Raw genomic sequence first — 14663 nt, forward strand, 5'->3', positions numbered from 1 at the left:
TTGCCCTGGAATGCTCTAACTCAGGCAACCTTGGCGAGGTGACCCATGTTCCAGACGGCATTCACTCTCTCCCTCATCCAGTTCGCGCGCATCTTGAGCCTCCCCGAGCGGCTTCAGCGCTCCCCCCTTCGCAATCTCGCTCTCGAGGGCCTTCGCCAACGGAATGTCGCACTCGACGCCCTGTTTTACGACATCAAGGTGATCACGCCGGAAGAAGCCTTCTACATCAGCGACTCGCTCGCCGCCCAGGGTGCGATCATGATCGTCCCGCCAAGCGATGGTGCGCCGATTATCCTTTGCGAGACGGTGGACGAATTCGTCCTGCGCGGCGGCGATAAGGTGCGGGCACTCGCCGTCGCCGGCATCGGCGGCTCCGCGTTGGGTGCGGCCGCCTTCGCCCGAAACGTGGCGGACGCAATCCAGGGGCCGGTCGCCGTTGTCGTCTCCGGCTACGGCATCGCCGATGTCATCACCGAGGCTTTCGGCGGACTTTTTTTCTTCGGACATCTGAGGGGCCTGCGACCGATGCTGGAAACGTTGGACGACCTTGCCGGACGTCCCAAAGTCGGAGCATATGGCGACGGAGCGGCCGCCCGCACCAGCCTCGATACCAGAACCGTACAGGCGCTTCTTGCTGATCCCCGCCTCTCCTTCCGCCTGCTGGTCGGCCACTCCAAGGGCAATCTCGTGCTTTCCGCCGCCCTGCATGATCTTTGCAAAGAGGACGAGATACGGGTCGCCGACCTGGCCGAAACTATGAAGATCGTGACGATAGGCGCACGCATCGCCATGCCGCCGGCCTTCACCGACGTCGTCGATGTCATGGGCGAATGGGACTGGTTCGGCGAAATCAATTCGCGGCCGTTCATCGACGCCGATCGACACATTCCCCATGCCTGGCATCATACGAATACGGATTTCGGCGGCCATTTGCCTGTGACATCAACGCTCCAGGAAATCCTGGCGACTTCGCCGATGGCAGCGGATGCGCGGGCCGAGGAAAGCAGCGCGGAAGCATCGCCGTTGGCGAACGAGACAATCGTTGCCTTGTCCTCTGCTCGTCCCGGACCGCGACCCGCAACAATCGAAAAGGTCAAAAAGGCCTTCTCGGCAAGCACATTGCCAAGCACGCCGCACAGTGAACCCGGCTCTTCCGAAGATTTGCAACCGCCCAAGCCACATTGAAGCGGACGCTGCGCAAATACTGACCCCATATGTCGCAAGTGATGATGGACTAAGGTCTCCGCAAGCGTATAATGCTTAGCCGGCGATTAAAATTGCCTCTTCTCATCCGATACGCCTGCATGCTGAAATACATGCCTTTTCAGTATGTTATTATGCTTTCGGATTTATCTAGCAAATGGCGGCATGAGGAAGAATAAGAAGAAAATTGGAATCTACCATTGTCATGATCAATCTGTTCGGGGCCGTTGCTCTCCTGCTCTTCGGGCTTGCACAGGTGAAGGATGGCGTGTCGCGCGCCTTCGGCGCCAAGCTCAGAACAGGCCTTGCCAAAGGCACGCGCAGCGGCGGACGCTCATTCCTATCCGGCTTCCTGGCGACAATTGCTCTGCAGAGCTCCACAGCGACGGCGCTGATGATTGCCTCCTTCGTCGAGCGCGATCTCGTCCTGCCGAGCATGGCGCAGATCGTCCTGCTTGGCGCCAATGTCGGCACGGCGGTCACGGCATGGATCGTCGCGACCGGCATCGAATGGCTGTCCCCTCTTATCCTTCTCATAGGCATCGTACTCTATCGCCGCTCGTCGACCTCCAAGCAGGGCGCTGGAGCGGCGCTCATCGGCATCGGGCTGATGTTGCTTTCGTTGCAATTGCTGAGCCTTGCGACCGCGCCGATGCGGCAATCGCCGGCGCTTGGCGCCTTCATCGGCCTGCTTGACGGCGCGCTGCCAGTGGCGCTCATCTTCTCGGCTGTCCTGGCCTTTGTGTCCTCGTCCAGCCTTGCCGTCGTCGTGCTGATCCTGTCGCTCGCGTCAGCAGGCATATTGTCCCCAGCATTGACGGTGGTGCTCGTGCTCGGTGCCAATCTCGGCGGCGCGATCCCGCCGGTCATGGCGACATTGTCAGGCCCGGCGACCGCGCGGCGCGTCACCCTCGGCAACCTGATCGTGCGCGCGATCGGCTGCCTCATCGCGCTGCCGCTCGCAGGCTATATCGGCGACTGGATGCAAAACCTCCATTTCTCGCCGGCCAAACTGCCCGTGGATGTGCATCTGCTTTTCAATATCGCCCTTGCCGTCTGCGCCTGGCCCTTCTCGCGCCTGCTCTCAAAGGTGATGCTCCGGCTTGTGCCGGACGATCCGCGGGCCGACGACGGGCCGAATTTTCTCGATCAGCAGGCCCTCACCACGCCTGTCGTCGCACTCGCAAGCGCCACGCGCGAGGTGCTCGGCGTCGGGGATCTCGTCGAACGCATGCTGATCCGCACGGAAAATGCCTTCAACGACAACGACCTGTCGCCGTTGAAGGAAGTCCCGATTCTGGAGAAGCGCGTCGATCGGATCCAGCAGGAGGTGAAGATCTACCTGTCGAAGCTCGGCCGCGACGGGCTGGATGCCGAGAACGGCAGGCGCTCCATCGTCATCATCGACTATGCCATCAATCTCGAGCATATAGGCGACATCATCGAGAAGGGCCTTGCCGAGCAGGTGGCGAAGAAGATCGGCAAGGGGCTGACCTTCTCGGAGGACGGGTACCGCGAGCTGCGAAGCCTCTTCAGCCTGACAATCGACAACCTGCGCATCGCCCAGACCATCCTCGTGACCCGCGACTCCAATCTCGCCAGGCAACTGATGGAGGTGAAGGTCGACGTCCGCCGGCTGGAGAAACAGTCCTCCGAGCGCCACCTCGAAAGACTGCGCGACGGCCGCGTCGACAGCCTGCAGACCAGCTCGCTGCATCTCGACATGCTGCGCGATCTGAAGCGCATCAATGCTCACATCGTTTCGGTGGCACATCCGATCCTGGACGAGAGCGGGTTGCTGATCGAAAGCCGGTTGCGGAGTACACAATAAGACCGCGCAGGCTCATTGCCTGCCATCGCAAGCCGCAATTTCGTCCGACTCAATCCGCCGACGGCAAACGCCGCATGGTGAATTCGATGCGGTCGCCCTCGATTTGACGCCAGCTTTCGACTTCGGTCCAATAGGCGGCTTTGGGGAATTCATCGAACCATTCGCGCGCCTTGGCGCGTGCGTCGGGGCGACTGAGACAAAAGGTCTCGCGAACGAAATCGCTCTTTCCGCCGGTTGGATGCTCCTGCCGGTAGCGGAATATTCGGTTTCTCAGCCCATCAAGGGGCGGCGGTCCGGGTATCTTCATGATAAAACCTCGCCAATGGGAGGGAACATAGTACCGCATCGGGAAATTTGCGAGTCGATTTTCCTGCGACGCTGCTGCACTGGCTGCGCCGCAGTGTTGCTGTTATTCAAAATCACGATACATACGGTGCGAATCGCGGGCCGCCAGCTGCCTGCGCCGTCGGAGAGCGTGCATGGAACGACCCAATCCTCCCAAAGGACTACCCGAAGATATTGAAGCAAAGAAAGAGGCGGCGCGAACCTGGTTCGAGAGCCTGCGCGACGCGATCTGCGCCGAGTTCGAGCAGTTGGAGAACGAGCTTGCCGGCCCCCTTTCCGACCAGGAGCCGGGACGCTTCGTCGCCAAGGACTGGCAGCGGGAAAAGGGCCAGGGCGGTGGCGGCCGCATGTCGATGATGGAAGGCCGCGTCTTCGAAAAGGTCGGCGTCCACACCTCGACCGTCCATGGCGAATTTTCTCCCGATTTCCGCAGCCAGATACCGGGCGCCGAGGAAGACCCGCGCTTCTGGGCGTCTGGCCTGTCGCTGATCGCCCACCCAGTCAATCCGAATGTGCCTGCCGTGCATATGAATACCCGTATGGTGGTCACGACCAGTCACTGGTTCGGCGGCGGCGCCGATCTGACGCCGGTGCTCGACCGTCGTCGCACGCAGGAAGACCCCGACAGCGTCCTCTTTCATCGCGCCATGCAGATCGTCTGCGACCGGCATGCCATCGCTGACTATCAGCGTTACAAGAGCTGGTGCGACGAATATTTCTTCCTGAAACATCGCAACGAGGCACGCGGAATCGGCGGCATCTTCTTCGACTGGCTGCATTCCGAGGAAGAAGCGGGCGGCTGGAATGCCGATTTCGCCTTTACCCGCGACGTCGGACGGGCCTTCTCCATGGTCTACCCGCGGATCGTCCGCTCGAATTTCAACGAGACATGGTCCGAGGAGGATCGCGACGAGCAATTAATTCGTCGCGGACGCTATGTGGAGTTCAATTTGCTGTACGATCGGGGTACAATATTTGGGCTGAAAACAGGCGGCAACGTCGAGTCGATTTTATCATCTCTGCCGCCGGTGGTGCGTTGGCCTTAGGGCGTTCAACATAAAATGATCAGACAGAACCCTGAAATTGCCCGAGGGAGTGCCTAGGTGACGTAATGCTCGTTTCAATCGGAGGAGGTTGTAATGGCAGTACTGAATCAAGTCACGGAAGTTTCGAAAGAACAGAAGCTTTCGCGCGCGGTCGATAGTCCGGAATTCGTCATCCGGCTGGCTGAGGATATGCGGATCCGCAGCGGATCCGATTTGCCGCTGTCCTGCTTCATCGAGCAGGTGAGGATGCAGTTCGCACGCAAGTCGCCGAGCGAAATCGCTCGCATGACCGCCGATCGTTCGACCAGACAAGCGCCCATACCGAAATATCAGTCTTCGGACTGCTTCAGATCCTGGGCGATGCCGGATTGAAGTCCGCAAGCACGCGTCCGGCAAGCAAAGAGCCTTGCCGGACGCGAGAAACCTTTTCCAGCCCGTTGCGTTTTAACCTTAATGCCCTTCGGCATTGAGGAATGTCCAAGCGTTGAAATATGAGGAGGAAGATATGCGCCTGTTCGAATGTGGTACGCTGGTGCCCGGCTGCACCTGGCACACTCGCGCCAAGGACGATGCCGAGGTGGTTCGCCGCGCCGTCGAGCACATGCGTGACGCGCATGGCGAAACAATCGTCCGGGAAAACATGGTCGATAACATCAAGACACGCATTCGCGACGAGGCGAACGCGGCCTGATCCGCCGGCTCGGGCTGTCAGGCGCTCGCCAAATCCTTGAGCCGGGCGAGAAGTTTGGCCCGGCTCATCGCGAAGTTCCCATCGAGCCATTCCTGCTCGAGCTTGCCGAGAACCTCCCCGACCCGGGGGCCGGCGGCAATGCCTGCGGCAAGCGCATCCGCGCCGCCGAGCGGGAAAGCCGGCCGCTTCCATTTCGTCGTTCGCTCCAGCAATTTGCTAAGCCGCGCAGCGCGCGCCATCTCCTCGAAATCGCCCTCCGCCTTGCCCCGCGCGATGGCAAGCGCAAGCTTCAGTCGCGCGACAACGCCCGATGCATCATGGCGATAGAGCAAGCGATCGAAGGCCGCTTCCGACATGTCGTCCTTGATCGCGGGCATGTTTGCCCAGGCCTGTAGACAGGCCGCCTCGGCCTTCGACATGCGCAGCCGCTCGGCGAGCTTGGCAAGTCTCGCCGCATCCGGCGGCACGATGGCGGCAAGCCGCAACAAGGGATCGGACGGCCAGCGGAGCGCCTGTTCGGTGGTTACGAGCGCCGGAATGGCATCGATCCCCCATTTCTCCGTTTCCGGCAGAACCTCGGTCAATATCCCCACCTGGCGCATCCAGAGCAGCGCCCGGCCCGGATCCTTGGCTGCGAGAAGCTTCTTCATCTCCGACCAGACACGCTCGGCCGACAGCGCGGCGATCTTGGACCGGGCCGCCGCGCAGGCGCGCAGCCCGTCCGCATCCGGCCGGCCGCTGCCGTAGTGCGCGAAGAAACGGAAGAAGCGCAATATGCGCAGATGATCTTCGGCAATCCGCGCCGCAGCATCGCCAATGAAGCGGATATTGCGACGCTCGAGATCGGCAAGCCCGCCCACCAGATCGAGCACCTCGCCATCGACCGAGGCATAGAGAGCGTTGATCGTCAGGTCCCGCCGCTCGGCATCGGCCTGCCAGTCCTCGCTGAAGGCGACGCGGGCGCGGCGTCCGTCCGTCTCAACATCCCGCCGCAAGGTCGTGATCTCAAACGGTTTTCCGTCGATGATCAGGGTGACCGTGCCATGCGCGATGCCGGTTGGCACCGCCTTGATGCCCGCCGCAGCCGCTCTTTCGACAACGGCCTCCGGCAGCAATGTCGTGGCGATATCGATATCGGCGACCGGAAGCCCCATGAGGCTGTTGCGCACGGCGCCGCCGACAACGCGGCCCTCGCCGCCATCGGCATTCAGCAGCGACAGCGCCCGCTGCAGCGCCTCATCCCGGAACCAGGCTTCACCGGCAACGGACGTCATGAATAGAGCCTTTCGTAAAGCGTGCGGACGATGCCCGCGGTAATGCCCCAGATCATGCGCTGCCCATAGGGCATGCGATAGAAATGACGCTCGATCCCCTGCCACAGCATGGTATCCGTCGCGTGGTGGCTGGGATCCATCAGGAAAGACAGCGGCACCTCGAAGGCATCCTCGACCTCGGTCGGATTGAGAGCCAGATCGAAGCCGGGCTTCACCACGGCAAGGATAGGCGTGATGCGGAAGCCGGTCGCTGCAAGATAATGCGGAAGCCGCGCGACGGGCTCTATGAAGATATCGGCAAGCCCGATCTCCTCTCCCGCCTCGCGCACGGCGGCCATTTCCGGTGAAGCGTCTTCGGGATCGACCGCGCCGCCCGGAAAGGCGATCTGGCCGGAATGCTTGCGCAAGGTCGACGTCCGCAGCGTGAAGATCACCTTGGCGTCGTCGCCGGTGTCGACAACAGGCACGAGCACCGCCGCATCCCGCAGCTTCAGGCCCTCGACCTGCAATATCGTTTCGGGATTGAGGAGATGATCGCCGTGATCGCGCCAGGCAAGCTCAATGGGGCCACCGCTCTGATTGAGGGCACGCCGCCGAAATTCATCCGCGGAATAAAGGGGGAATTCGCTCATCGCGTCAGCGCATCCAATTCGGCAACCGGCATCACGGGAAAGATAGAGCTGCCGGAGCGCACGCAGAAGATCTCCCGGCCGGCGATTTCGACGGGCTCGCCGAGTTCCACGAGATCATACATGACCGCGCGCGTCACCAGGGCTTCCAACCGACCGCGAACATGCAGATAGGGTTTCAGTTCGTCGTTCTCGCCGCGGATGACGAAACGGATCGGATGCTCCCTGCCCGCCTCGACGACATCACCGACATTGGTGCGGAAAGTCAGCACGCGTCTGCCATCGCGCTCGTTCACGCTCATCTCGACGGCGACGAACGGCGCGTCGACGACGCGGATCCCGACCTTTTCCACAGGCGTGACGAGGTAGGTCTTCTCGTCCTCGTCCTTGCGCAGCACTGTGGAAAACAGGCGCACCAACGGCGCGCGGCCGATGGGCGTGCCGAGATAATACCAGGTGCCGTCGGCCCTGATTTCCATGTCGATATCGCCGCAAAACGGCGGATCCCAGCGATCGACGGGCGGCAGGCCCTTCTTGCGGCCGCCGCTGTCGCCGGCGGCGCGCGAAATCAGCGCCGCGAGACTCGCCGCATCACCGGTTGCCTTGATTTCGTCGGTTGCCATTCTTCCGTCCCGGTTCGCCGTTAGTCACGAATACGACAGTTTCTCACGAGATAGTCATTCGAAACGTGCTTGTCAGCCGTCTTCGTGGCGATAAGTTGTATTGGTTATGAAGCAAATGTGTAAGGTCTGCGAATCGCGCGCGCCGTTTTTCTGCCATTGGAGATGCAAATGGGCATGATCAAATCGACCGAAACGAGCCTCGACGAGCAGGCGATCATTGCATCAGCCGAGAAGGCGCTGAGCGATATCGCCAACATACGCGAAGAGGTATCGAAGGTCATTTTCGGCCAGGAAAGCGTCGTGGAGAATACGCTGCTTGGCGTGCTCGGGGGCGGTCACGCCCTGCTTGTCGGCGTGCCGGGCCTTGCAAAGACCAAGCTCGTGACCACGCTTGGCGCCGTCCTCGGCCTTGCCTCCAGCCGCGTGCAGTTCACGCCCGACCTGATGCCGTCGGATATTCTCGGCTCCGAAGTCATGGATCAGGACGAAAGCGGTCGCCGCTCCTTCCGTTTCGTGAAAGGCCCGGTCTTCGCGCAGCTGCTGATGGCAGACGAGATCAACCGCGCCTCGCCGCGCACGCAATCGGCGCTGCTGCAATCGATGCAGGAGTATCACATCACCATCGCTGGCCAGCGGTATGACCTGCCCGCGCCCTTCCATGTGCTGGCAACGCAGAATCCGCTGGAACAGGAAGGCACCTATCCGCTTCCGGAAGCCCAGCTCGACCGCTTCCTGCTGCAGGTCGATGTCGACTATCCGGAACTCGCAGATGAGCGCCGTATCCTGCTCGAAACCACCGGCGTCAGCGAAGCGACGCCGCAGGCCGTCATCGATGCCGCGCGCCTGCTGGAGATTCAGCAATTGATCCGCCAGATGCCCGTCAGCGACGGCGTCGTCGACGCGATCCTGTCCCTGGTGCGCTCCGCACGACCAGGTCAGGGCAACGCCTCGACCGACAAGCACGTCGCCTGGGGCCCTGGCCCTCGCGCCGGCCAGGCGATGATGCTCTGCGCCCGCGCCCGTGCACTTTATGAAGGCCGGCTTGCGCCGTCGATCGACGATGTGCATGCGCTGGCCGAGCCCGTGCTCGAACATCGCATGGCGCTGACCTTTGCCGCCCGCGCCGAGGGCATGTCCGTGCGCGATGTCATCGCAGGGCTGGTAAAGCAGTCGAGAACCTAAGCTGGGTGTCGAGGAGAGTATAGCGCGTGGCATCCATCGGACAGATCGTCAGACCGACTTCAGGCAACGATGCCCTCTCCCGTGCCCGCAGTCGCGCCGCCCTCGTGCCGGATTGCCTCGTCGAAGCCAAGCGCATCGCCAACACGGTCATTGCCGGATGGCACGGCCGTCGCAAGCGCGGCATCGGCGAGAATTTCTGGCAGTTCCGCCCCTATAGTGAAGGCGAAAGCCTTTCGCGCATCGACTGGCGCCGCTCGGCGCGCGACGATCACACCTATATACGCGATCACGAATGGGAAGCCGCGCATACGATCTGGCTCTGGGCCGATCTGTCGCCTTCGATGATGTACAAATCGACCTATGGCCATGCTTCCAAGGAAAGCCGCGCGTTGGTGCTGATGCTGGCGCTCGCCGAAATCCTCTCCCGTTCCGGTGAACGCATCGGCTGCCCCGGCATCATGGAACCGGTCTCGACCCGCAATGCCGCCGAGCGGCTGGCAGCGGCCCTTATGCACACGCCGCTCGAAGGCGGCCTGCCGCAGACGGCGATGATCCGTGGCTGGAGTGATATCGTATTGATCGGCGATTTCCTGGATGATGCCGATAGTGTCATGAGCCGGATCGGGCCTCTGGCGCGCCGGGGGTTGCGTGGTCATGTCGTCGAAGTCGCGGATCCCGCCGAGGAAATCTTCCCCTATAGCGGCCGCACCGAATTCAGCGACCCCGAAACGGGCTCGAAGCTGATCGCCGGGCGCGCGGAAAACCTGCGTGACGATTATCAGCGCGCCTACCTCGCGCGCCGCGAAAGTCTCGGCCAGTCGCTGCGCCATCTCGGCTGGACCTTCCTGAGCCATCGCACCGACCGGTTGGCATCGGAAGCGCTTGTCGCCGTGCATATGTATCTTTCCGGCATGCCGGCCAAGGTGGCGTCGGGAGGGCAGCCATGAGCGGTCTTTCCTTCGCCTTCGCCTCGCCCGCCATCCTCGCGGCATTGATCCTGCTTCCCGCGATCTGGTGGCTCCTGCGCCTCACGCCGCCGCAACCGCGCGCGGAAGTCTTCCCGCCGCTGCGCATTCTCGCGACGATTCTCAAGCGCGAGGAAACGCCGGCGCGCAGCCCCTGGTGGCTGACGCTGCTGCGCATGCTGCTGGCCGCCCTCGTCATTCTCGCCATCGCCAACCCGATGTTCAATCCGCGCACCAACACGCTGTCGGGCAGCGGGCCGCTGGTGTTGATGATCGACAATAGCTGGGCAAGCGTCTCGGACTGGGAGCGTCGTGTTCGAACCGCGGACGCGCTGATCGACGATGCCGACGCCAAGGGCATTCCCGTCTCGATCGTCTTCACCGCCGAACAAGGCAATGACGCTACGCCCGGCGCTGCGTCAGCGGCCCGCGACAAGCTGCATGCGATGAATCCAAGGCCGCTGGTCCCCGACCGCCAACGTGCCGCTGACGCCGTGAAGGCAGCACTCAACGGCAAACCCGGCACGATCGCCTTCATCTCCGACGGCATCGAGAGCAAGGACAAGGACGATATCGTCAGCCGGCTCGCCGCCTTGCAGCCGAGCGAACTACGGCTGATCGAAGGTGACGGCAGCGATATTCTGGCGATCACCGGCGCGGCCAATGCCTCCAAAGACATGACCGTGACAGCGACGCGGCTGAACGGCGCCAACCCGCTGCGCCTGGGGCTCACGGCGCAGGACAGCCAGGGTCGGCCGATCGCCGCCGGTTCGCTGACCTTTGCCGGCGGCCAGACGGTCGCCACCGGCTCCATCGCCGCTCCCTTCGAAATGCGCAACGATTTTGCCCGTATCGGCATCGACCGGAATGCCAGCGCCGGCAGCGTCTATCTGCTCGACGATGGCTTCCGCCGCCGCCGCGTGGCGCTCCTCTCCGGGCAGGCCGCCGACGAATTCCAGCCGATCCTGTCGCCGCTCTACTACATCCAGCGCGCCCTGCAGCCTTATGCCGACCTGATCCAGCCCAATAGCGCCGATCTGGCGAAATCGATCCCCGAATTGCTGGCCGGCAATCCATCGGTGATCATCATGGCCGATGTCGGCCGCCTGCCGCAAGAAAGCTATGCGCCCCTGCAGCGCTGGATTCAGAATGGCGGAACGCTCGTGCGTTTTGCCGGTCCGCGCCTTGCTGCAGCGCCTGCCGATGATCCACTCGTGCCCGTGACGCTCCGGCAAGGCGAGCGTACTTTCGGCGGCGCACTCTCCTGGGCCGAGCCGCAGCCGCTCGCGGACTTCCCCTCATTCGGCCCCTTCGCCGGCATGCCGAAGACGATCAATGTGTTGGTCAAACGGCAGGTTCTGGCCGAGCCGACGCCGGATCTTGCCGAACGCACCTGGGCGAGCCTTGCAGACGGAACGCCACTGGTCACCGAGAAGCAGATGCAGGCCGGCCGCATCGTACTGTTCCACGTCAGCGCCGAACCGCAATGGTCCGACCTGCCCATCTCGGGCGACTTCGTCGAGATGCTGCGGCGCATCGTCCAGCTGTCGCGCTCCGGCGGCGTCACGTCGACGCAAGGCACCGCCAAGACAACCGAGGCCATGCCGCCATATCGGCTCCTGACCGCCAAGGGCGTGCTGACCAGCGAGATCGGCAGCGCCCGGCCGCTCGAACCGAACAGCAAGGAAACGGCCATCGCCAATTTCGACAATCCGCCGGGCCTCTACGGCTCCGAGGAGGGCTTTACCGCGCTTAACGTCCTGCCTCGTGGCGCCGAGCTCAAGCCGCTGGACGCGTCGGCTGCCGGTACGGTGGCACGGGAAGGCTTGATCGGCGGCGAGGCATGGTCGGCTAAGCCGATCCTCTTCACCCTCGCCTTCCTCATCCTTTTGGCCGACAGCCTGATCGTGCTCTTCATGAATGGCGCCTTTCCTCGCCTGGGCAGGTCGACGAAGACCATCGCCGGCGGTGCAGCGATGCTGATGCTGGCCGTCTCGGTCGCGACCTTCCTGCATCCGGCGAGTGCCTTGGCCGACGATTCCAAACCCGGCGACGACACCATCTATTCGCGGCTCGACAAGACGCATCTTGCCTATGTCGTCACGGGCGAATCCGACGTAGATCATGTTTCCGAGCGCGGCCTCGCCGGCCTTTCGGACTACCTCACATATCGCACGACATTGGAGCCAGGCCCGCCGGTGGGGCTGGACCCCGCCAAGGATGAGCTCGCCTTCTATCCGCTCATCTACTGGCCGATATCGGCGACGGCGCCGATGCCGTCCAACGACGCTATCAACCGCATCGATGCCTATATGCGCAATGGCGGCACCGTGCTCTTCGACACGCGCGACGCCCTCGACACCATGGGCGACACGTCGACGCCGAGCCCGAACGGCCAGCGGCTGCAGCAGATCCTCGCCAATCTCGACATTCCGCCCCTCGAGCCGGTGCCTGCGGGTCATGTGCTGACCAAGTCCTTCTACCTGCTGTCAAGCTTCCCCGGCCGCTATGCCGACAGCCCGCTCTGGATCGAGGCGCGTCAGGATACGCGCCGGGACGGCAATGCCGTGGCTTCCTCGGATGGCGTGACGCCGATCATGATCACGGGCAACGACTTCGCCGGCGCGTGGGCAGTGGACGACAACGGCGCGCCGCTGTTGCCGACCGTGCCCCCGGACGAGACCCAGCGCGAATATGCCTACCGTACCGGCGTCAACATCATGATGTACATGCTGACCGGAAACTATAAGTCCGATCAGGTGCACATCCCGGATATCCTGCAACGGTTGGGGCAGTAAGATGAATATCGGTTTTGCCCCGTTCCTGCCCTGGCCCGTGCTATCAGCGCTCGCGGTATTGACGCTCGCCATCGCGGCGCTTGCGATCTACCGGCGCCTGCGTGGGAGCTGGATCCGCGCGCTCGCCGCCTTCGCCCTGCTGGCAGCACTCGCCAACCCCGTGCTGATGCAGGAAGACCGCGATCAGCTCACCACCATCGTTCCCGTCGTCGTCGACCGCAGCCTGAGCCAGGACACGCCGGAGCGCGCCAAGATGACCGACGATGCCCTGGCGATGCTCAAGGATCGTCTGGCGCAGTTTCCGCGCATAGAGCCCCGCATCGTCGAGGCGCGCGATCCAGCGGAATCGGATTCGCCATCGACGCGGCTTTTCGCGGCCCTCTCCTCGGCGATCGCGGACGTGCCACCTGCCAGGATCGGCGGCGCGATCTTCCTGACCGACGGTCAGATCCACGACATTCCCGGCGTGAACCAGCAGCTCGGTTTCGACGCGCCCATCCACGGGCTGATCACCGGCAAGCCGAACGAATTCGATCGCCGCATCGAAATCGTGCGCGCGCCCCGCTTCGGCATCGTCAACGACGAACAGCAGCTTGTCCTACGTGTCGTCGACGACGGCAAAAGCCCGGGCGGCACCGCTGCCGTGACCGCAAAGATGAATGGCGACGAGATCGCGACGCTGCAGGCAACGCCGGGCCAGGATACGCCCTTCAGCTTCAAGGTGCCGCGCGCCGGCAACAATGTCCTCGAATTCTCCGTGGCCGAAGTGCCGGGCGAGGTCACACCCATCAACAACCGCACGGTCCAGCTGATCGAGGGCATTCGCCAGAACATGCGCGTGCTGCTCGTCTCCGGCGAGCCGCATGCCGGTGAACGCGCGTGGCGCAATCTGTTGAAATCCGACGCCTCCGTCGATCTCGTGCACTTCACCATTCTTCGCCCGCCGGACAAGCAGGACGGCACGCCGATCAACGAACTGTCGCTGATCGCCTTCCCGACGCGCGAACTCTTCGTCGACAAGATCAGCTCTTTCGACCTGATCATCTTCGACCGTTACCAGGACCGTCAGAACGTCCTGCCGACGATCTATTATGACTACATGGCGCAGTACGTCGAAAACGGCGGCGCGTTGCTCGTCGCAGCCGGCCCCGAACACGCAGCCGGCAATTCGATCGCGCTCACCCCGCTCGCCTCAGTGCTGCCGGCAGAGCCGACCGGCCAGATGATCGAGAAGCCCTTCTATCCGCGCCTTTCGGAGCAGGGTCGCAAGCATCCGGTAACGCGCGGCCTCGACGGATCCGACACCGAGCCGCCGCATTGGGGCCGCTGGTTCCGCAGCGTCGATGTCGAAAAGCCGCAGGGGCAGACCGTAATGGTCGGCGCCGACAACAGCCCGTTGCTGGTGCTCAACCGTGTCGGTCAGGGCCGCGTCGCCATGCTGCTCTCCGATGAGGGCTGGCTCTGGGCACGCGGCTTCGAAGGCGGCGGCCCGCATGTGTCGCTCTACCGACGCATTGCCCACTGGCTGCTGAAGGAGCCGGCGCTGGAAGAAGAAGCACTGACGGCAAACGCCGCCGGCCGTACGCTGGAGGTGACTCGCCAGACCGTCGGCGACGACCCCGGCCCGGCCACGATCAAATCGCCCTCCGGCAAGACGCAGACATTGCAACTGAAGCGGACGCAGCCGGGCCTCTATCAGGCCGAGAAGCACATGGACGAGATTGGGCTTTACCAGATCGCCAATGGCAGTCTCTCGACGCTCGTCCATATCGGCGCGATCGACGCTCCTGAGTTCAAGGCAATGATCTCGACCACCGAGACTCTGAAGCCTTTGGCGCAAAAGACCAAGGGTCTCGTCACCCGTATCGCCGGCGCCAATGGTGGCGTCACGGTTCCACAGGTCCTGCCTGTTCGCGGTGCCGTCCGTGTTGCCGACGGCCAGCGCCTGACCATCCGCATGACCGACGAAACCGTGCTGAAGGGGATCAATTCCCTGCCCCTGTTCGCAGGCTTTGCGGGTCTTGCCGCCCTGCTCTTTGCCTTCTCCGCCACCTGGTGGCGCGAAGGACGGTGAAT

General features: G+C 62.9%; 13 protein-coding genes. 9 read left to right on the forward strand and 4 right to left on the reverse strand.

What is annotated here, in order from left to right; translation table 11 throughout:
* The first annotated feature begins 45 nt into the window (after window positions 1-45).
* Together AB8B29_RS10390 and AB8B29_RS10395 are read left to right on the forward strand one after the other, a co-directional pair.
* Entirely contained in the window at window positions 46-1185 is a 1140-nt protein-coding gene (locus tag AB8B29_RS10390; protein ID WP_113118502.1) for a hypothetical protein, read from the forward strand.
* Window positions 1186-1390: 205 nt separating this feature from the next.
* Window positions 1391-3034 (forward strand): Na/Pi cotransporter family protein, encoded by a 1644-nt coding sequence (locus tag AB8B29_RS10395; protein WP_037194734.1) that lies wholly within the window; start codon window positions 1391-1393, stop codon window positions 3032-3034.
* Between the two features lie 49 nt (window positions 3035-3083).
* Here AB8B29_RS10395 and AB8B29_RS10400 read toward each other — a convergent pair whose 3' ends face one another.
* Window positions 3084-3344 carry a hypothetical protein gene (locus tag AB8B29_RS10400; RefSeq protein ID WP_037195387.1) on the reverse strand — a complete coding sequence of 87 codons (261 nt, stop codon included), beginning with the start codon at window positions 3342-3344 and terminating at the stop codon, window positions 3084-3086.
* A gap of 169 nt (window positions 3345-3513) precedes the next feature.
* Between AB8B29_RS10400 and hemF the strand changes: the two genes are divergently transcribed.
* The 3 genes from hemF to AB8B29_RS10415 all read left to right on the forward strand — a co-directional run bounded on the left by hemF (window position 3514) and on the right by AB8B29_RS10415 (window position 5116).
* Window positions 3514-4425, forward strand: a complete 912-nt coding sequence (gene hemF, locus AB8B29_RS10405; RefSeq protein WP_113118501.1) for an oxygen-dependent coproporphyrinogen oxidase — start codon at window positions 3514-3516, stop codon at window positions 4423-4425.
* Window positions 4426-4518: 93 nt separating this feature from the next.
* Window positions 4519-4797, forward strand: coding sequence for a hypothetical protein (locus AB8B29_RS10410; RefSeq protein WP_037194738.1), 279 nt, complete (start codon window positions 4519-4521; stop codon window positions 4795-4797).
* Between the two features lie 133 nt (window positions 4798-4930).
* Window positions 4931-5116 (forward strand): DUF1059 domain-containing protein, encoded by a 186-nt coding sequence (locus AB8B29_RS10415; protein WP_037194740.1) that lies wholly within the window; start codon window positions 4931-4933, stop codon window positions 5114-5116.
* Window positions 5117-5133: 17 nt separating this feature from the next.
* Here AB8B29_RS10415 and AB8B29_RS10420 read toward each other — a convergent pair whose 3' ends face one another.
* The 3 genes from AB8B29_RS10420 to AB8B29_RS10430 are packed head-to-tail and all read right to left on the reverse strand — an operon-like array spanning window position 5134 to window position 7642.
* Window positions 5134-6390 carry a CCA tRNA nucleotidyltransferase gene (locus AB8B29_RS10420; protein ID WP_037194743.1) on the reverse strand — a complete coding sequence of 419 codons (1257 nt, stop codon included), beginning with the start codon at window positions 6388-6390 and terminating at the stop codon, window positions 5134-5136.
* On the reverse strand, window positions 6387-7022 hold the full coding sequence (locus tag AB8B29_RS10425) for a CoA pyrophosphatase (RefSeq protein WP_037194745.1): 636 nt from the start codon (window positions 7020-7022) through the stop codon (window positions 6387-6389). Before AB8B29_RS10425 ends, AB8B29_RS10420 begins: the two co-directional genes overlap by 4 nt.
* Window positions 7019-7642, reverse strand: coding sequence for a DUF1285 domain-containing protein (locus AB8B29_RS10430; RefSeq protein WP_037194747.1), 624 nt, complete (start codon window positions 7640-7642; stop codon window positions 7019-7021). Before AB8B29_RS10430 ends, AB8B29_RS10425 begins: the two co-directional genes overlap by 4 nt.
* Before the next feature lie 168 nt (window positions 7643-7810).
* On the opposite strand from AB8B29_RS10430, the gene AB8B29_RS10435 reads away from it, so the two are divergent.
* The 4 genes from AB8B29_RS10435 to AB8B29_RS10450 are packed head-to-tail and all read left to right on the forward strand — an operon-like array spanning window position 7811 to window position 14661.
* Window positions 7811-8824, forward strand: a complete 1014-nt coding sequence (locus AB8B29_RS10435; protein ID WP_037194750.1) for an AAA family ATPase — start codon at window positions 7811-7813, stop codon at window positions 8822-8824.
* Between the two features lie 26 nt (window positions 8825-8850).
* Window positions 8851-9771: a DUF58 domain-containing protein gene (locus tag AB8B29_RS10440; RefSeq protein WP_037194752.1), complete on the forward strand. Its 921-nt coding sequence runs from the start codon at window positions 8851-8853 to the stop codon at window positions 9769-9771.
* Window positions 9768-12587 (forward strand): DUF4159 domain-containing protein, encoded by a 2820-nt coding sequence (locus tag AB8B29_RS10445; protein ID WP_037194754.1) that lies wholly within the window; start codon window positions 9768-9770, stop codon window positions 12585-12587. Before AB8B29_RS10440 ends, AB8B29_RS10445 begins: the two co-directional genes overlap by 4 nt.
* A gap of 1 nt (window position 12588) precedes the next feature.
* Window positions 12589-14661: a membrane protein gene (locus tag AB8B29_RS10450; protein WP_037194756.1), complete on the forward strand. Its 2073-nt coding sequence runs from the start codon at window positions 12589-12591 to the stop codon at window positions 14659-14661.
* The last annotated feature ends 2 nt before the right edge of the window (window positions 14662-14663 follow it).

This window comes from Rhizobium sp. 11_C7_N12_5 (assembly GCF_051811145.1).
GTDB classification, from domain to species: domain Bacteria; phylum Pseudomonadota; class Alphaproteobacteria; order Rhizobiales; family Rhizobiaceae; genus Rhizobium; species Rhizobium lusitanum.